Source organism: Hydrocarboniphaga sp., from assembly GCF_028291725.1.
Lineage (GTDB): Bacteria > Pseudomonadota > Gammaproteobacteria > Nevskiales > Nevskiaceae > Hydrocarboniphaga.
The window spans coordinates 59,580-77,123 of sequence record NZ_JAQGNT010000098.1 but is presented as its reverse complement, the minus strand read 5'-3'; the positions used below and the strand labels follow the sequence as shown (position 1 = coordinate 77,123).

At 62.5% G+C, this 17,544-nt stretch carries 15 protein-coding genes and 1 pseudogene; all 16 read right to left on the bottom strand.

Annotation, left to right across the window (positions count from 1 at the left end):
- Positions 1-160: 160 nt before the first annotated feature.
- Positions 161-2,053: a propionyl-CoA synthetase gene (locus JWQ90_RS25895; RefSeq protein WP_299697965.1), complete on the bottom strand. Its 1,893-nt coding sequence runs from the start codon at positions 2,051-2,053 to the stop codon at positions 161-163.
- Between the two features lie 231 nt (positions 2,054-2,284).
- Positions 2,285-5,299: a type I restriction endonuclease subunit R gene (locus tag JWQ90_RS25890; protein ID WP_299697964.1), complete on the bottom strand. Its 3,015-nt coding sequence runs from the start codon at positions 5,297-5,299 to the stop codon at positions 2,285-2,287.
- Positions 5,300-5,432: 133 nt separating this feature from the next.
- Positions 5,433-6,506, bottom strand: a complete 1,074-nt coding sequence (locus JWQ90_RS25885; RefSeq protein ID WP_299697963.1) for a macro domain-containing protein — start codon at positions 6,504-6,506, stop codon at positions 5,433-5,435.
- Positions 6,507-6,554: 48 nt separating this feature from the next.
- On the bottom strand, positions 6,555-7,085 hold the full coding sequence (locus tag JWQ90_RS25880; RefSeq protein ID WP_299697962.1) for a PIN domain-containing protein: 531 nt from the start codon (positions 7,083-7,085) through the stop codon (positions 6,555-6,557).
- Entirely contained in the window at positions 7,072-7,878 is an 807-nt protein-coding gene (locus tag JWQ90_RS25875; protein WP_299697961.1) for a hypothetical protein, read from the bottom strand. Before JWQ90_RS25875 ends, JWQ90_RS25880 begins: the two co-directional genes overlap by 14 nt.
- A 127-nt stretch (positions 7,879-8,005) precedes the next feature.
- A complete protein-coding gene (locus tag JWQ90_RS25870) occupies positions 8,006-8,278 on the bottom strand; it encodes a transposase (RefSeq protein WP_299697960.1) in 273 nt (90 codons plus the stop codon).
- Complete coding sequence (locus JWQ90_RS29315; protein WP_366919596.1) at positions 8,226-8,489, bottom strand: DarT ssDNA thymidine ADP-ribosyltransferase family protein; 264 nt, start codon at positions 8,487-8,489, stop codon at positions 8,226-8,228. Before JWQ90_RS29315 ends, JWQ90_RS25870 begins: the two co-directional genes overlap by 53 nt.
- Positions 8,486-9,841 carry a restriction endonuclease subunit S gene (locus JWQ90_RS25865; RefSeq protein WP_299697959.1) on the bottom strand — a complete coding sequence of 452 codons (1,356 nt, stop codon included), beginning with the start codon at positions 9,839-9,841 and terminating at the stop codon, positions 8,486-8,488. Before JWQ90_RS25865 ends, JWQ90_RS29315 begins: the two co-directional genes overlap by 4 nt.
- Positions 9,838-10,113 (bottom strand): hypothetical protein, encoded by a 276-nt coding sequence (locus tag JWQ90_RS25860; RefSeq protein WP_299697958.1) that lies wholly within the window; start codon positions 10,111-10,113, stop codon positions 9,838-9,840. The genes JWQ90_RS25865 and JWQ90_RS25860 overlap by 4 nt, the downstream gene beginning before the upstream one ends.
- A 29-nt stretch (positions 10,114-10,142) precedes the next feature.
- Positions 10,143-11,213: a PDDEXK nuclease domain-containing protein gene (locus tag JWQ90_RS25855; RefSeq protein WP_299697975.1), complete on the bottom strand. Its 1,071-nt coding sequence runs from the start codon at positions 11,211-11,213 to the stop codon at positions 10,143-10,145.
- Positions 11,214-11,269: 56 nt separating this feature from the next.
- A pseudogene (locus JWQ90_RS25850) lies at positions 11,270-11,470 on the bottom strand (SAM-dependent DNA methyltransferase); the annotation flags it as partial.
- A gap of 29 nt (positions 11,471-11,499) precedes the next feature.
- Positions 11,500-11,874 (bottom strand): hypothetical protein, encoded by a 375-nt coding sequence (locus JWQ90_RS25845; protein WP_299697956.1) that lies wholly within the window; start codon positions 11,872-11,874, stop codon positions 11,500-11,502.
- Between the two features lie 109 nt (positions 11,875-11,983).
- On the bottom strand, positions 11,984-13,105 hold the full coding sequence (locus JWQ90_RS25840; RefSeq protein ID WP_299697955.1) for a PDDEXK nuclease domain-containing protein: 1,122 nt from the start codon (positions 13,103-13,105) through the stop codon (positions 11,984-11,986).
- Positions 13,102-15,438, bottom strand: a complete 2,337-nt coding sequence (locus JWQ90_RS25835; RefSeq protein WP_299697954.1) for a class I SAM-dependent DNA methyltransferase — start codon at positions 15,436-15,438, stop codon at positions 13,102-13,104. The genes JWQ90_RS25840 and JWQ90_RS25835 overlap by 4 nt, the downstream gene beginning before the upstream one ends.
- 212 nt (positions 15,439-15,650) lie before the next feature.
- Entirely contained in the window at positions 15,651-16,532 is an 882-nt protein-coding gene (locus tag JWQ90_RS25830) for an alpha/beta hydrolase-fold protein (RefSeq protein WP_299697953.1), read from the bottom strand.
- A gap of 58 nt (positions 16,533-16,590) precedes the next feature.
- Entirely contained in the window at positions 16,591-17,502 is a 912-nt protein-coding gene (locus JWQ90_RS25825; RefSeq protein ID WP_299697952.1) for an iron-containing redox enzyme family protein, read from the bottom strand.
- Between the last annotated feature and the right edge of the window lie 42 nt (positions 17,503-17,544).

The following is a 17,544-nucleotide window of genomic DNA, read 5'->3' as shown; positions in this document are numbered from 1 at the left end:
TTGTAGGGCTAAACTAGAGTTATCGTCCGCGCGCAACCTCACCCGAATTGACTAGCAGGATTGACCCAAGGCGCGCGCAGCTGCGTAGGTTGGGGTGAGCGCAGCGAACCCCAACATCGGCGCGGATGACTGTTGGGGTTCGCCTGCGGCTCACCCCAACCTACGCAGCGGAGCCCTTCAGCAACTGCGCGATCTCGTCGAGAATCACCGGATCATCGATCGTCGCCGGCACCGCAAAGCTGCGGCCGTCGGCGATGGCGCGCATGGTCGCGCGCAGCACCTTGCCGCTGCGTGTCTTGGGCAGGCGCGGCACCACGATCGCCTGCTTGAACGCGGCGACCGCGCCGATGCTGGCGCGCACGCTCTCGATCAGCTCGCGGACGATGTCCGCATGCTCGCGGGTGACGCCGGACTTGAGCACCACCAGCCCGACCGGCAGCTGGCCCTTGAGCGCATCGGCGACACCGATCACCGCGCATTCGGCAACGTCGGGATGCGCCGCCAGAATCTCTTCCATCGATCCGGTCGACAGGCGATGCCCGGCGACATTGATGATGTCGTCGATGCGCGACATCACCCAGAAATAACCGTCGTCGTCGACGATCGCGGCATCGCCGGCGAGGTAGTAGCCCGGATAGCGCGCCAGATAGTTCTCGAGATAGCCGGCCTCGTCGTTCCACAGCGTCGCCAGGGTTCCCGGCGGCAGCGGCAGCTTGATCACCAGGTTGCCGATCTCGCCGGCCGCGACCCGCTGGCCGTCGTTGTCAAGGACCTGGATGTCGTAGCCCGGCACCGGCAGTGTCGCCGAGCCCGGCTTCACCGGAAAGGCCTCGATCCCGATGCAGTTGGCGATCGCCGGCCAGCCGAGTTCGGTCTGCCACCAGTGGTCGACCACCGGCACTTTCAGCATCGCCTGCGCCCACAGCACGGTGTCGGGATCGCAGCGCTCGCCGGCCAGGTACAGCGTCTTCAGGCAGCTCAGGTCGTAGCGCGCCAGCAGCTCGCCGCGCGGATCTTCTTTCTTGATCGCGCGGAATGCAGTCGGCGCGGTGAAGAAGGACTTCACGCGATACTCGGAAATCACCCGCCAGAAGGCGCCGGCATCGGGCGTGCCGACTGGCTTGCCCTCGTAGAAAATCGTCGTGCAGCCGGCCAGCAGGGGGCCGTAGACGATGTAGGAATGACCGACGACCCAGCCGCAGTCCGAGGCTGCCCAGAACACGTCGCCGACACCGACATCGTAGACCGCGCGCATCGAATACAGCAGCGCGACCGCGTTGCTGCCGTGATCGCGCACCACGCCCTTGGGTTTGCCGGTGGTGCCCGAGGTGTAGAGCAGGTATAGCGGATCGGTGGAGCGGATGCGCGCACACGCGGCTGGCGTCGCAGCGGCTTCGGCCTCACGCCAGTCGTGATCGCGGCCGGCCTGCAGGCTCGCCGCGCATTGCGGCCGCTGCAGCACGATGCAGGCGCCGACCGGGTGCGTCGCCAGCTGCAGCGCCTGGTCGAGCAGCGGCTTGTATTCGACGATGCGGCCCGGCTCGATGCCACACGAGGCGGTCAGGATCAGCACCGGCAGCGCGGCGTCGATGCGCTTGGCCAGCTCCGGCGCAGCGAAGCCGCCGAATACCACCGAATGCACCGCGCCGATACGCGCGCAGGCGAGCATCGCAATCGCGCACTCCGGCACCATCGGCAGATAGATCACCACGCGATCGCCGTGCTTCACGCCGTGTGCCAGCAGCATGCCGGCGACGGCGGCAACGCGGTCCAGCAGTTGGCGATATGTGAATAGCTGCTGGGTGCCGGTGACCGGGCTGTCGTAGATCAGCGCGCTCGCGTCACCGCGACCGGCGAGCACGTGGCGATCGAGCGCGTTGTAGCAGGTGTTGAACTCGGCGCCGGTGAACCAGCGATACAGCGGCGCCTTGCTGTCTTCGAGCACGCGATCCCAGGGCTTATCCCAGTGCAGCGACTGCGCCTGCTCGGCCCAGAAGGCTTCAGGGTCGGCGAGCGAGCGGAGGTAGTCGGCTGAGTAGCTAGGCGCGGTCATGGCGGCGATTCTTCCTGTTGTCCGGCACACGCGCTTCGCACAAATGGGGGAGTTGTAGAACCGTAGGGCGGGTCGTGACCCGCCGTTTTCAACGGCCACAAAGCGGCGGGTCTCGACCCGCCCTACAAGCTACAAGCCCTACGGCGTGCGTAATCGCGCGGTCGGGTTCGGCAGTTCTCCACAGGCAAACGCAACTAGCTGAAAAAAACAATTGTTCTTGCTTGCGCAGAATTACGGGGAACTCGTCATTGCATAGACCATATCGCCGACGAAACGCTTAAACGATTCGTTCTCCACAAATTGTTTGTAGACCTGCGTGTCGTCCTTCAACAGGATCTGCATGACCTTGCCCAGCGCGAGGTCGTGCGCCATGCGTGCCGTGTGCGGGGTGTTCTCCCTCGCGTTCTGGTACGCGGCATCGGCGGCAACTTTTGGCGCGATGTCGTCGCGGATGCGCTGAGCCACGCGATCGGTGTCGTTGAACAGGGTGGCGAACTGCTCATTGAAGGTGTTCAGGATATTGCTCAGGCGATCCAGCTCGGGGTCGCCGCTGCGGCCACCGGCATCGGTCGGAACCGGCTCGATCTCGGCTTCGGCGTCAGCCAGCGCAATCTTCAACGCCGCTTTTTTCTCGACCCGGTAGCTGTCCATGTCGATGGCTTCGAGGATGCCTTTCGCAAGGTCCTCTTCTTTCGGCGCCGGCAACTTGGGCAGGAGCAGATTCAACAGGATCGAGAGCTTCTCCCAAGCGACATTGCTGTAAGGGATGACCGACGACAGGAAGCCGTAGGTGCGGCAGAACACCTTGGCCTTGCCCTTGAACTCGACCTGCTGGTCCTCGTCCAGGTTCGCCACGTACACCGCCACGCAGGCATCAAGGATCGGGTCTAGCTGGTCGCGCTCCACCCCGCCAATGAACAAAGCCACGAACTTCTGCACCTGGTCCGGCGAATACACCTGCGCCTCGTCGAGCGCGGTCTTCAGATCGTGCAGTTTGTTCGGGTCGGTCTCGTCGGCAAGCAGGGTCGCCCGGTAGTAGTCCTGGAACGCGAAAGTGATGCCCTCGCTGTTGTTCTGGAAGTCCAGCACGAAGCAGTCGTGCTTCTGCGGATGCGCGCGATTCAGGCGCGAGAGCGTCTGCACGGCCTTGATCCCTGACAGCGCCTTGTCGACGTACATCGTATGCAGCAGCGGCTCGTCGTAGCCGGTCTGGAACTTGTCGGCGCAGATCAGGAAGCGATACGGATCGTTCTGGATCTGCTCGGCAATGTCATTGCTCGGGAAACCGTTGAGCGAGGCCTCGGTGACTTTTGCGCCGCCGAACTCGTGCTCGCCGGAGAACGCCACGATGGCCTGATACGGGCTCTTGCGCTCCGCCAGGTAGGCCTTGAACGCCTGGTAATACTGGATCGCGCGCTCGATGCCGCTGGTCACCACCATGGCGCGCGCCTGCCCGCCGATCTTCCCCGCGGCCAGAACCTGCTCGTGAAAGTGATCCACCATGATCTCGGCCTTGAGCCGGATCGCGTGGTCGTGACTCTCCACGTACCGGCGCAGTTTTTTCTTGGCCTTCTTGGTATCGAACTCTGGGTCGTCCTCGGTCTTCTTGACCAGCTTGTAGTAGCTGTCGACCGGCGTGTACGCCTTGAGCACATCGAGAATGAAACCCTCCTCGACGGCCTGCTTCATCGTGTAACTGTGGAACGGGCGATGCTTCACCTTGCCATCGGCATCCGGCGGCAGTGCTTCGCCGAACATCTCCAGCGTCTTGTTCTTCGGCGTGGCTGTGAACGCGAAGTAACTGGCGTTGGTGAGCATCTTGCGCGCCGCCATCCGCGCTTCCAGCGCCGCATTGATCGCGTCTTCGGGGTCTTTCTCCTCGCCTTCATCTGCCGCCGACCCTGCGAGCGCCGCGCTCATGGCCGCGGATGTCTTGCCGCCCTGGCTGGAGTGCGCCTCATCGATGATGATCGCGAAGCGCTTGCCGGCGTCGAGTGCGATCTCGTCGAGGATGAACGGGAACTTCTGCACCGTGGAGACGATGATCTTCTTGCCTTCCTGGATGAACCGGCGCAAATCGCCCGAGCGCTCTGCGTGGCCCACGGTCGCGCCGACCTGCATGAAGCCCTTGATCGTCTTCTGAATCTGATCATCGAGGATGCGGCGGTCCGTCACTACGATCACCGAGTCGAACACCTCGGCGCCATCCAGGCGCAAGCCGATCAGCTGATGAGCCAGCCAGGCGATCGAGTTGGACTTGCCGCTGCCCGCCGAGTGCTGGATCAGATATCGCTGCCCCGCGCCATGCTCGCGCGCATCGGCCAGTGCCTTGCGCACCACGCCGAGCTGGTGATATCGCGGCCAGACCTGGACACGTTTCTTGCGGCCGGTCTTCGGATCCTTCTCCTCAACGATCTGCGCGTAGTTCTCAAGAATGTCCGTAAGCCCCACGCGCGTGAGAACTTGCTTCCAGAGGTAGTCGGTTTTCAAGCCCTTCGGGTTCGGCGGATTGCCGGCGCCGTCGTGATACCCCCTGTTGAACGGCAGGAACCACGAAGCCTTGCCCTTGAGCTGCGTACACATGCGCACTTCGCCATCATCGACGGCGAAGTGCACCGCGCAGCGGCCGAATTCGAACAGCCGCTCGCGCGGGTCGCGGTCTCGCCGGAACTGCTCAACGGCGTCTTCGACCGTCTGCTTGGTGAGGCTGTTCTTCAATTCGAATGTGGCGACAGGCAGGCCGTTGATGAACAGCCCCAGATCCAGCGCTCGACGGGTTTCGTTGTTGCTATACGCAAACTGGCGTGTCATGGAGAAGCGGTTCTGCGCGTGCAGCACGGCCGCCTTCGCATTGCCGGGGGATGGCGTACCGTAGAACAGAGCAAAGCTCAGCTGCCCATGCGCCAAACCCTTGCGCAGCACATCGATGACACCGCGCTTGCCGATCTCCGACGACAGCCGCGTCAGGAACTTGAGCCGGTTGATGTCCTTGGGGTTGCCCGGCTCGGCCATTTCCAGTTTCTTGAAGGCCTCTGGCTGGGTAACCACCAGAAATGCGAACAACTGCGCCACATCCAGCGCCTGCACCCGGTCATAGTCCTTGGGGCTGCCGGCCAGATAGCCGCCGCCACCGTACTCGGGCGCACGCTCCGCCGCTTGGCCCGCGGGCACGGACAGGCCATCGGTGCCCGTCATGTGCCGCATGATCAGGGTTTCGAGGCCTTTCTCGGTGGTGTCGGTACTCAAACGCTCTCTCCGCCAGGCTCAATCAACTAACCATCAACTAAATGGAGCCTTCGCAACATATTGATCTGATGATAGAAAGCATGCTGTTCGCACCCCGTTCGACCGATTCCGTCAACAACCCATCAAGCAACCATCAAGCAAACGCTCGGCCCATGCCCGCCTGGGCGCTGCCGCTCACCCACCCTTTGTTTGTCAGGCACTCAAGCGCAATACCGATCTGGCGCGGCGTGAACTGCCGCTTGCGCTCGTTCCAGGCATAGGTATGCCGCACGACGTCATCCAGGCTGACGGCGCCCTGCCGCGTCATCACCCAATGGACTGTTGCCAGCAACTCCAGCCCGAACGGAGTCTCAAAGCCCTCCACCAGTTCAGCCACGCGCTCGAAGCGCGCGCGCGTATCGGCGTCGGCTGCGAGAAAGGCCCCGGCCTCCTCCGCGGCACCGGGCACCAGTTGCAATTGCTTGTCGGGGGCGTCGCCACCATCGGCGTACCCCGAGATCAGATGGCCTTCGATCTCGCGCAGCACATGCCGCAGGTTCTCGGCATACGGGCCGTAGGGCGCCTGCTTGTAGCGCAGGCGCAAAGGCTGCCCCGCCTCCTGCATGAAGTACATCAGCTTGTGCGCTTCCAGCAGCGTCACGAAAGGGTCCAGCAGCCCGCGAAGGTAGCGGTTCAGCAGCTCCACCAATGCGGCCCGCCCCGGAGTCATCTTGGGCACCTCGCGTTGGTGCTTCATCGTGTCGGAGGCTGCTGCACCGCCGGACTCGAAAACCATCACACGCACATCATCAAGCCCGCGCAGCGCCGCCTCAATGCGCGGACGCACCTGCGCCCAATCCAGCCCGCCGAGGCCGCTGCCAAGCGGCGGAATGGCGATCGACCGGATGCCGCGCGCGCGGATCGCTTCGACGAGCGATACCAGCCCAGAGTCGATGTCCTCCATCCGGCTCTTGCCGCGCCAGTGGCGCTTGGTCGGGAAGTTAATGACGTAGCGCGGCGCAGTGAGCTGGCCGGTCTCGAACACGAACATGCGGCCCGGCTGTACCTCACCGTGCTTGCAGGCGGCCGCGTAGGCCTTGAAGTTGGCGGGGAACTCGTTCTTGAACTGCAAGGCGATGCCGCGGCCCATCACGCCCACGCAGTTGACGGTGTTGACCAGCGCATCCGCCCCGCAGCGCAGAATGTCCCCCGTTGTGTATTCGATCATGGTCGAATCCTTGAGAATCAGTAGGGCGGCTTTTTTATTGTGCGCTGATCATGATCCAAATCCAGGCCCTGCTAACTTCATCTGATCGTCAACGGATGGTTTGCAGATTGTCATCTTGTGCCCTCCAACATCGCCGTTCAGTTGTAGCAACCCTAGCCAGTTGTGCTTGTTATTATCCCTTTCATCAAAGGTATGAAACTCGGTGGCCCGATATAAAATCGATGTAGCTAAATGGATCGAGTCGGGAACGGATATGGTTTTTTGATTCCACTCCGGCCGCAACAGATAGTAATTCCGAAGATCGCGGGCGAGATTAGCTACACGGAAATCAACCGATATACGCGTGAAGTTCGGCCTTTGCATGATTTCATGCAGGATATTTTCAGCACCTGCGGGGATTTTATTGACGCTGATTTCCGTGCTTGTCAGCACAGAAGTCATAAGCGAAATATCGCGTCTTTTGAACCTTGCTATGCAATCGCTAACGGCCTCCATCTCACCAGGCTTCCTCGTCTCGCTGGCTAGCCATGCGATGAATAGGCACGTGTCCCAATAGTAGACGACCTTATTCCCAGCCATTGCGGATTTCCCTTATCAGGGCTTCTGATGTTGTTCCGACAGTTAAACCAGGAGCCAAGCCGAGTATGTCGTCGAAATTCGCAAGCTGGTCTTCGGAGTGATATATCTCAATATCATCCACATTAATATGATGTGGAAAATCCGCAAACTTTCGATACGCACAAAGGCCAGTCACGGCGATCCGTCTGCTTACGGCCGAGATAGCCTTATCGACTAAAGATGGCGGGAAGTGACATGCGATACGCTTTGCGCCTACGTCTGGATAAATCGTAAAAGCGTTGGCTTCAGCGTGGATGTTGATCTTTTCTAGCGTGCCCTCAACTGTAGAAAAGCAATGCTCCTGATCGGCCATATGCTCGTCAATTTTCTTCGCGATCTTCTCGGTTAGGGAAAAGATTCGGGAATCGATCTTGAGCGTCGCTGCACGCAACTTCGTTCCCACGGGCGCAGACAGCGCCCTCAAATCTTCGAGTAACCCATAGTCAACATCGTCCGGGATGACGCCGTTTTCTACAGAATCAATTAAGCCGAAGAAGTGCGAGAAAGCCTGGCCTCTAAGAGCGTAGGGAACGCCATTTGTATAGCGGGCTTCTAATTCAACTGTGGCCGGGCTGGAATGTGAGAGGCCGACCACAGCGAAATAGCTGCGCCTTTTCCCGCCAGAACTAGTTTTGTCGGCCCGAGCCAGTGCGGCTTGGAGCTTTTGGAGTTCTTCGACAAAGACCTCAAGGCGTACATCGCCATTGTCTTTTTCCAGTCCATCGACGACTAGGGTGATTCTTTCAGCAGTCATGTCTAGTCGCTCCTGCCGCGTGGTTTTCTCAGGCCGACTCGGACGAGTCCCGGTACATGAGCCTCTTGCCGCCGATCTGACCGAGTAGCGCGTCAGCACGCGCCGTGTCGTTCACTTTACGCTGATTTCAGCGGAAATCGAACTCGGTCACGTAGCGCTGCAAGCGCTGCTCACCAACGTGGTGGAGCCTTCCGTAAAGGCCGCGCTTCAGGATGGCGAAGTTGGATTCCACGGTGTTCGTAGTAGCAACGGTCGCGCCAGTTACGCGCACATACTCACCAGCGCCGTGGTTAACGCTGGAATGCTTGTCGAAATACTTCTTGCCGATGGCCTTGTATACAGCGGCTTCATCGTTGTTCAGGTGAGTGTCGCGGGCAATGGTCTTGCGCAGGATCGGCACAGGGTTCCCTCACGAACAACGCAGGGAGACTGCTGAGTTGCAGTTCGTTCAGCGGCCGCTGCTTGATCGTATGCACACCGGTCATCGTGCCCGGCATCGCACGGAGCAGCACCTCACGATCACACCATAACAGGTGACCATCGACCACGATCGATGGCAGCCGGTTCACATGGGCGATGTGATACCGCTTCGGCTGCGCCGGTACCGTCATGCCACGGCGCCGTCGGTTTCACTGCCGAGTTCTTCCGCCATGTCGGCCTCGTCTTCCGCGACATCCGGAGCTGTTTCATCCGGCAGACGCGCCGCAGCTTCACGCACGTCCAGCTTGCCGGTGACGACGTCGGCGACTAGGCGGGTGCGGTATTCGCGGAGGAGTTCGATTTCGCGTTCGAGGCGGGAGATGGCAGCCACGAGCGGGCGAGTTTGCTCCGACGTCTTTTGAACGATCGCATCCTGTTCGTCGGACGGGGCCACTGCAATTGAAATCGACATCAGTCTGTCTTGAGTGAGCTTGGGCTGCGCTGCGCCTGATATCCACGGTTTGTAGTTCAGCGTTTCTAAAACATGCGCCAGATAGACGATGCTCCCCCGCCTCGGCTTGAGGATATGGGCATGGTTGTTCACCCAGAACTTGCCTCTCGCAATAATTGCGAGCGGAAGGTTTCGAAGAACCAAGTTGGCACCGTCTTCGGCGATGAGCAGCAGATCGTCATCGAAGAGATAGTCATCGACCTTGTCTATCACACCGGATGCGCCGTAGTAGTCGTAGGTCCTCGACGTCATAGCGCCACGTTCGACTGAGTTGAGCGGCACACGTTGCGTGTTCAAGCAGCGGAACTCGTTCTTTAATCTCGACACCTCCCAATGCTGCGGAATATCCCCGAGCCAAGGGATGCCAGAGGGTTTGCGGGGAGCGCCAGGATCGAGGCCGCGGGTCACGGCGCGGTGGATGATGGCCTGCTTCTGCTCGTTCAGCAGCGCAATCACCTTGCGCTTGGCGCGAATCGCCCGCTCCAGCCGCCCGTTCGCCCAGTCCAGGAATCGCACGATTGCCGCCTCCTCCGCCACCGGCGGGCAAGGTGACTGCATCTGTTTGAACTGGTCCCAGTACAGCCGGTTGCGGTCCTTCACGATGCCGCGCGACGCGCTATCGATCTCGGCCATGTAGTTGCCGGTCCGGAACAACGCGGCGAAGTATCGGGCGTCGACACCTGGGTAGGGTCGCGCCACGACGTAGGCCGGGCTCACGAGGCCATCAACCGGACAAACGCCGAGTGCGCCCTGCCACATGCGCATCGTGTTGTAGGCAAGGTCGCCCTCAACTGCCCGCTTGTACTTGCCCAGGTCCGACATGATCTGCTTTCGACCCGCGTGGCCGAAGCTGCGAACCTGCACACCGGTCTTCAACGAGACCTCCAGGATCGGCAACTCGGCATAGCCTGTCTGGCTGCGTTGGCCGAACAGGCTGCCATTGCGAGCCGTGAGCCAGTGGGCCGGCACCCGCCCCAACCAAGGCAGGCCCGAGTCCCTGTACTCCGCATACGGCTTGAGCCCGTCAATCACTCCTGGCCGCCCTGTTCATCGCCATCCCAGCGTTCGCGGTAGGCATGGATGTAGTCGGCGGTGGCCGCCGGGTCGATCGCCCAGTAGTGGCGGCAGAGTTGCCTGTACATCGCCAGCCCGGGTTCGTGGCCGCAGAAGTCCAGCAGGCCATCCAGCGTGCGTTCGATGTGCCTGGCATCGCGGCTGCCGGTGCGCAGGATGCCGTCCACCACCGGCTGGTATTGCTGCGCCGCCCGTTGCTGAAGATCACGCACACTCCGGACGAGGGCCATGACCGCCTGGTGCTCGCTGTCGTCGGGGGTCACTCGTCATCCTCTGCGTTGGGCAGGCGCCGCGCCGCCTGTTCCCTGGCATGTTCTATCGCCTGATGCAGCCGGGCGCGCAGCAGAGGCAGCGGCGGCAAGGCCGTGAGGTATTCGCTGACTCGGATGGACTTCGCATCGAGCTGCAGCAACTCCACCTGCTCGGCGTCGGCGGAAGCGCACAGGATGAGCCCGATCGGGGATTCCTCGCCAGGCGCACGTTCGTGTTTGTCCAGCCAGCGCAGGTACAACTCCATCTGGCCGACATGGGCAGGCTGGAATGACTCCAGCTTTAGTTCGACGGCGATCAGCCGGCGCAAGTGGCGGTGGAAGAACAACAGGTCGAGATAGAAATCGTCCTTGCCGACGCTCATGCGTTTTTGCCGGGCGACGAAGCTGAACCCGGCGCCCAGCTCAAGCAGCACGCCCTCGATCTCGCGCAGGATGGCGCTCTCGAGGTCACGCTCGCTGTAGGCCCCCTTGAGCCCCAGCAAGTCGAGCAAGTAGGGATCGCGGAACACGGTGTCGGGGCTCATTTGCCCATCGCGAAGCTTGCCGATCTCGGCCGAGATGACGGTTTCCGGCTTCTTCGACAGCGCGGTGCGCTGGTACAGCATGCCGCCGATCTTCTGCCTCAGCGTGCGCACGTCCCAGCGCTCGATGCGGCACATCTCGGCGTAGAAGTCTCGGGCGAGCGGGTCTTTGATCGGGAGCAGCGCATGAAAATGCGACCAACTCAATTGTTGTGACAGCGTCACGACAATCGTCTCATCGGGGAACGACTGCGCGAACTGGATCATCCGGGCGATTTCGGCATAGCTGAATCCGCGGCCATAGTCAGCAGTCAATTCTCGTGACACTGTCACGAGAATCTGTTTTCCATACGCAGCCCTGCCGCCTTGGAGATGCTCATTCGAGAGGCGCCTGCCCAGGTGCCAGCAGAGCAGCGTCTGGGTGGAGTAAGCCACCGTCGCAATCCGCTGGCGGGCCGCCTGGACGAGCGTCCGCAGATCGCCAAGGAGGGCGGCTTCGTCGATCACTGCCGGCGCCTTGGCCTCAGGCGCAGGCATCGCCGCTCGTCTTGCAGGTTTGGGAGCGACACGCCCGGGCCGCTTGATCAATTTCTTCATGGCTGCGTCGCTCCCATCAGCAGGCCATCCAGCAGCCCCTCTGCCTCTTTTTCGATTGCAAGGATGTCGGCGCCAATCTCGGCCAGCGTGCGCAGCGGCTGCGGCTTGAGGAAATGCCGTGTGAAGCTGACCTCGTAGCCGATCTTGGTCGCGCCCTCGTTGATCCAGGCGTCCGGCGTGTACGGCAGCACCTCGCGGACGGTCTTGGCCTTGCCGAGGATCTCTCTCATGCCGGGTCTACCTGCGGAAGGCCGAACGGCAATCGTCGGCGCGAGATCCGATACGCCTGGTCGGGATGGGTGGGCGTATCGGGGAAGCGGCGTTCCAGCAGGCCCGCCTCCAGCTCACCTCGATTCGGCTCCGACTCCCCTCGATCACCCGGACCGGTCTGCGCTTGAGCCGGGGTGCTGAGCGGGGGCGGCAGGGTGTAGTAGCTGTTGGCGCCGTGGGGATGCAGATCGAGCAGGCTGCGGTCCCGCAGCTTGCGGCGGTCGCGGGCGCGCTTCGTCCCCTCCCGGCCTTCATACAGGAACTTGCGATCAAAGTGCTGCCCCTCGTCCTGATGGAGGAAGGGAGTGAGGTCGAACGCCGGCTGACTCATTGCGGACCCTTCTTCAGCAGCCCTTGTAGCAGCCCCTCGACCTCTTTCTCGATAGCCAGAATGTCGGCGCTGATTTCCTCCAGCGTCCGCAAGGGCTTGAGAGCAGCAATCACGCCCGGCCAACCCTGTTTTTCCGCCGCGCTGTCGCCAATGGCACAGGCTCGGCCTCGTCAACCGGCGCACTCAAGGCATAGAACTCATGCAGCTTGGCCGCCAGCATCTGCTTGTCCGGCAACTGGGTCTGGTACTGCGCCACCAGTGCCGGCGACAGCGTGCGGCTCAGCGCGTACTCCACCACCTCGCTGTCCTTCGACGCGCACAGCAGCAAGCCGATGGCCGGGTTCTCGTGCGGCTTCTTCACATCGCGGTCCAGCGCTTCGAGGTAGAAGTTCAGCTTGCCCAGGTGTTCGGGCTCGAACCGGTCCACTTTTAGCTCGATGGCCACCAGGCAGTTCAGGCCGCGGTGGAAGAACAGCAGGTCGAGCGCGAAGTCGCGGCCGCCCACCTGAACCGGGAACTGCGAGCCGACGAAGCAGAAGTCGCGGCCCAGTTCGATGAGAAAGGCGCGAAGCTGGCCCAACAGACCGCTGTGCAGATCGGCCTCGGTGTGGTCGGCCGGCAGGTTCAGGAACTCGACCGAATAGGTGTCCTTGAATACGCCGGCTGGGGCGTCGCCCTGGATTTGTGTCAGCGCCGCTGACACTTTTGGCGGACTCAGCACCGCGCGCTCGAAGGCGCCCAGGCGGTACTGGCGCTCCAGTTCGCGGGTTTTCCATTTCTCCTGTACCGCCATGCGCAGATAGAACTCTCGCTCTTCGGGGCGCTTGGACTGGGTCAGGATGATCAGGTTGTGCGTCCACGGCAGTTGTGTCACCAGCGGTGTCACTTTCTCGTCGGCGCTGTAGGTCTCGTAGAACTGCCGCATCCGGAAAAGGTTTCTGCGTGTGAAGCCGCGCTGCCCGGGCATGGTACGCGCCAGGTGCTGTGCCAGGTGGTCCACCACGCCTTCGCCCCATATAGCGGCTGCCAGCTTGGCGCTGATGTACTGGCCGATGCGCCAGTACAAACCGACAAGCTCGCTATCGACCGCCTGGTAGGCCCGCTGGCGCGCCTGCTCGATCAGGTCAACCACCTCGTTGAACAAAGTATCGGCGGGCTCGCTGGCATCGGGTTGGATGACGCTCCGGCCAGTGGCTGGCTTTGTCTTTGAGGGGGCCTTGCGGGTGCTCATGCCGCTGTGCTCCTCACCAGTAGGCCATCCAGCAGCCCCTCGGCCTCTTTCTCGATGGCCAGAATGTCGGCGCTGATTTCTTCCAGCGACCGCAGCGGCTTCGGCTTGTAGAAGTGCCGGGTGAAGCTGACCTCGTAGCCGATCTTGGTGGCGTCCTCATTGATCCAGGCGTCTGGCGTGTAGGGCAGCACTTCGCGGCGGATGAACGCTTCGATGCCGCCCTCTTCGAGCAAGGGCACCTGTTCGGTATCGCGCAGGTCCGAGTCGGGCTCGTGCTCGACGACGATGTTCTCGCTGCGAGCGCCCTCACCCCCGACCCCTCTCCCGGTGGGAGAGGGGAGTAAATACAGGCCGCGCAGTGGGTCGGCTGCGAGCTTGCCGGGTTTGTGCAGCTTGGCGATCACCGGCGGCGCGGTCTCTTCGCGCCAGCTCACGGACTTGAGGATGAGCCTGAGGTCGGCCGCGGAAATTTTTTCCTTTGTCTTCTTCAGCACGGCATCCACGCGGTCCCGGAAGATGTTGTGGTCCTCGTACAGTTCGCCGCCCAAGGCTTCGCGCAGGACATTTGCGAAGTCAACCAGCCGGGTATCGCGCGCCCAGGTCTTCGGGTCGAGCAGCTTCTTGCGCTTCTTTTCCGGTAGCCCCTGCTTGCTGCCGCCGTCCTCATCCTCGCCGTCATCGTCCTCGTTGCCCCATTCGGTCAGCCGCTTTTCCAGCGCGGCCTCGATCGACGAGAACCGGATGGTCAGGGCGTCACCGAACTCCTCGAACAGTACGGCCCGGATGTCCTCGTCCCCGGAGGTATAGCGCAGGGTCTCGATGGCCTGCGGCGTCAGCCGGCTGTGCAGGCGCAGTGGCCGCTCAACGGTGACCTTCCAGTAGCCGAAGCCCTTGTTGGGGAAGATCTTGGACTCCGCGGTTTCCTTGAACTCCAGGAAGGTATGCGTGATGCGTTCGATGTCTTCCGGTGATAGCTCGCAGTTCTTCTTGCCGAGGTTTTTGCGCAGCGGCTTGAACCACTGGCTGGCGTCAATGAGCTGGACCTGGCCCTTGCGGTGCTCGGGCTTCCTATTGGTCAGTACCCAGATGTAGGTGGCGATGCCGGTGTTGTAGAACAGGTTGAGCGGTAGCGCGACGATGGCTTCCAGCCAGTCGTTCTCGATGATCCAGCGGCGGATGTTGCTCTCGCCCTGGCCGGCGTCGCCGGTGAACAGCGAGCTGCCGTTGTGGACCTCGGCGATGCGGCTGCCGAGTGCCGATTTGCCGTTCATTTTCGCCGCCATGTTGGCGAGGAACAGCATCTGGCCGTCGCTGGACCTTGTGACCAGCGAGAGCTGCTCGCCCTGGTGCATGACCTTGAAGCGGGGATCACGCATGCCGTCCTTGCCGCCCATGGCTTCAAGGTCTTTCTTCCAGCTCTTCCCGTAGGGCGGGTTGGCGAGCATGAAGTCGAATTCCTGGGCCGGGAAGGCGTCATGCGCGAGCGTGGACCACTCCGCACCGCCGACGATGTGTTCGGCGTTCTCGCCTTCGCCCTTGAGCAGCATGTCGGCCTTGCAGACCGCGTAGGTCTCCGGGTTGATCTCCTGTCCGTATAGCAGGCTCTTGACCTGCTGACCGCGCTTTGCGGCGAGTTGGGTCAGCGTGTCCTCGGCCACGGTGAGCATGCCGCCGGTGCCGCAGGCACAGTCGTACAGCATGTAGGTGCCGGACTTGATCCGGTCCTGGATCGGCAGGAATACGAGATTGGCCATAAGGCGCACAGCATCGCGCGGCGTCCAGTGCTCGCCGGCCTCCTCGTTGTTGTCTTCGTTGAACTTGCGGACCAGCTCCTCGAACACCGTGCCCATCGAGTGGTTGTCGATGCCGGCCGGAGAGAGATCAATGTCCGGGTCCAGGAACTTGGCGATCAACGTTCCAAGCGAGTCCGAACGCGACAGCGTGGTGAGCTGATTCCTGAACTTGAAGTTCTCCAGGATGTCCTGGACGTTCTGCGAGAAGCCGTTGAGGTAGTCCTCAAAATCGGCCAGCAACTGCTGCTGGCTGGCGCGGGACTTGAGGTCGCGCAGGGTGAATTTCGAGGTGTTGTAGAACGCCTGGCCGGCGGCGTCGCACAGCGCGGCGCGCTGCTCGGTGATGCCGGCCTCGTCGAGCATCTTCTTCGTATCGAGCACTGCCGGCTTGGTCGGCTCCAGTACCGCGTCCATGCGCCGGATGACGCACATCGGCAGGATGACGTCCGGGTACTTGCCCCGCCTGAACAGATCGCGAAGGACATCGTCGGCGATGCCCCAGATGAACGAAACGATCTTGTTGTGTGTTGCTTGATCCAAGCTCAAATATCCCGTGTTTTATTGTGAATGGGTCCAGCAATGGCACCAATGCGTTTGAGTGCTACGGGCTGCGCCGTCTTCCCCGTACTCGATGGTGGAGGCAGGTCTGTAAGGGCTCGCCCAGGGGGAGCAGGAGAGTGGGTCGGCAATCCTTTGCCGACATGAGGCCCCGGTTGCGTATCGGGCGTACACGTCGGCAAGGGATTGCCGACCTACGGAGTGGCAGCCGGCGCGAACACTTTGCGGAACGCGGCCAGCGCCGCCGGGTGATAGATCGTGGCGTGCGTCTCGCCCGGCATCGGCTCGTAGTACCAGCGCAGGCCCTTGGGTGCATCGGCTTTCAGCGCTGCCGCCATCACCTGGGTGCCCGGCAGAATATTGCTCTCGTCGGCCGCGCTCAGGTACAGCGTTTTGTGCAGATCGGGCTGCGCTTTCAGACGCGCCGCGGTGCTGTCGGCCAGCTGCTGGCCGTTCCACCACAGGCTGGGGCTGATCGCGATATAGCTGTCGAACAGATCCGGCTCAAGCAGGAAGGTCTCGACGATGAACAGGCCGGCCAGCGACTCGCCGACGATCGCGCTCTCGCTGCTGGTGTTGTAGCGCGCCCGCACTGCGACCTTGAGCTCGTCGCGCAGAAACTGGCGGAACAGCGCCGAGCCGCCGACGCGCGGCGCGATGCGCAGGTCCTCGGCCACGTCGGTGGGCGGCGTCAGGTCGCGGCGGCGCTCGGTGTTCTCGATGCCGACCAGGATGAAGGGCCGCATCGTATGGTTGCCGACCGACACCTGCACTAGGCCGGCGATGTGCAGAAAGTCCTCGAGAATGCCGCCGTCGGGCATGTACAGCACCGGGCAGGCCGCGGCCTTGGGGCCGTCGCAGGGCGGCGGCGTGTAGACGTTGATGCGCCGCGTCTCGTGCATGACTTTCGATTCGATCGTGAAGGTCTGGCCGATCAGCTGCGCACTCGGCGCACTGGTCGTGACCTTGGGCACGTCCTTCGGATCATCGATCTTGGAGCCGAACGGGAAAGCCGCGGCGTACGGAATTGCACTGAGCAGCAGCAACGAGAGCAGGATGCGCAGGCTTGCGGACATGGCGGCGGTGTCGATCGGGCGGAGCCCGCAGTATAGACAGGGCCGCGCGGCGGCGGCCCTATGCGGCGATCACACCCAGCTCGCGGCGATAACGCTCGAAACAGGCCGCGCCGCAACGCAGCCGCAACAAGGCGCCTTCGGCGATCGGCCGGATCAATGCCGGATCGGCGCTGACCAGCGGGCGGATGACTTCGCGGTTCCAGGCCTCGGCATGGCGGATGTCGAGCCCCGCGTGCAACTGGAAATAGCGGCGGCCGGTGGCGGATACGCCAAGACGCTGCAGGCCCTGGTTGACCTGCGCCACGCGGCCCGGCGCGGTCAGCTCGATGACGCCCAGCGCGCCGACCGACAGGTAGGTGTAGCGGCGCGTTGCCGCCAGCGCCGCCATCAGGTTGGCCAGCGCCAACGATTCCCAGACCGTTGCCTCGGGCGTCGCGTGCAGACCCAGTTCCTCGGCCACATGCTCCAGCATCCGCCCATGCATGTCGTCCTCGCGGCCGCGGCCCATCTCGTCCCAGTAGTTGCGCGCGAGCTCGAGCTTGGGTTGCACCGGCAGCCGCACCTGGGTCAGCGCCACCAGATCGTCGAAGCCGGCTTCGCCGCCGATTTCCTGGGTCAGAAACCAGCGCATGGCGTCCATCGACGCCTGGCTGGCGAGCCACGGGAACAGGGCGTCGTTCTGGCCCGGCCCGGTTTCGCGCAGGGCCTCGAACCACTGCATGAAGGCATCCGGATCGCCCGGCAGCTCGGCCAGCATCGCACTGACGGCGCGACGCTCGTTCTCGACGTATTCACCTTCGAGTTCGCGCAGCTCCAGCTCGGCGCGCAGCTCGCGGCGCCAGTTGTCGTTCGGCAAGCCGGGCCGCAGCCGATGCGCGTTGAACGCCGCCAGGCGCTGCTGCAGATCTCGCGGGTTCAAGCTCTTTAGCCCGGTGTGTGCGGCGGCCCAGCTGGCGAACTGTTCGCGCATGGTCGGTCTCGATCAATCCGGTTCAGGATCCGGCTCAGGATC

What these genes read in the sequence shown, in the direction of transcription:
- JWQ90_RS29315 (WP_366919596.1), bottom strand. Translation starts at nt 8,489, where the DNA reads ATGACGGTACCGGCGCAGCCGAAGCGGTATCACATCGCCCATGTGAAC.
- JWQ90_RS25845 (WP_299697956.1), bottom strand. Translation starts at nt 11,874, where the DNA reads ATGAGTCAGCCGGCGTTCGACCTCACTCCCTTCCTCCATCAGGACGAG.
- JWQ90_RS25840 (WP_299697955.1), bottom strand. Translation starts at nt 13,105, where the DNA reads ATGAGCACCCGCAAGGCCCCCTCAAAGACAAAGCCAGCCACTGGCCGG.
- JWQ90_RS25830 (WP_299697953.1), bottom strand. Translation starts at nt 16,532, where the DNA reads ATGTCCGCAAGCCTGCGCATCCTGCTCTCGTTGCTGCTGCTCAGTGCA.
- JWQ90_RS25825 (WP_299697952.1), bottom strand. Translation starts at nt 17,502, where the DNA reads ATGCGCGAACAGTTCGCCAGCTGGGCCGCCGCACACACCGGGCTAAAG.
- JWQ90_RS25860 (WP_299697958.1), bottom strand. Translation starts at nt 10,113, where the DNA reads ATGGCCCTCGTCCGGAGTGTGCGTGATCTTCAGCAACGGGCGGCGCAG.
- JWQ90_RS25895 (WP_299697965.1), bottom strand. Translation starts at nt 2,053, where the DNA reads ATGACCGCGCCTAGCTACTCAGCCGACTACCTCCGCTCGCTCGCCGAC.
- JWQ90_RS25875 (WP_299697961.1), bottom strand. Translation starts at nt 7,878, where the DNA reads ATGACTGCTGAAAGAATCACCCTAGTCGTCGATGGACTGGAAAAAGAC.
- JWQ90_RS25880 (WP_299697962.1), bottom strand. Translation starts at nt 7,085, where the DNA reads ATGGCTGGGAATAAGGTCGTCTACTATTGGGACACGTGCCTATTCATC.
- JWQ90_RS25855 (WP_299697975.1), bottom strand. Translation starts at nt 11,213, where the DNA reads ATGCCTGCGCCTGAGGCCAAGGCGCCGGCAGTGATCGACGAAGCCGCC.
- JWQ90_RS25885 (WP_299697963.1), bottom strand. Translation starts at nt 6,506, where the DNA reads ATGATCGAATACACAACGGGGGACATTCTGCGCTGCGGGGCGGATGCG.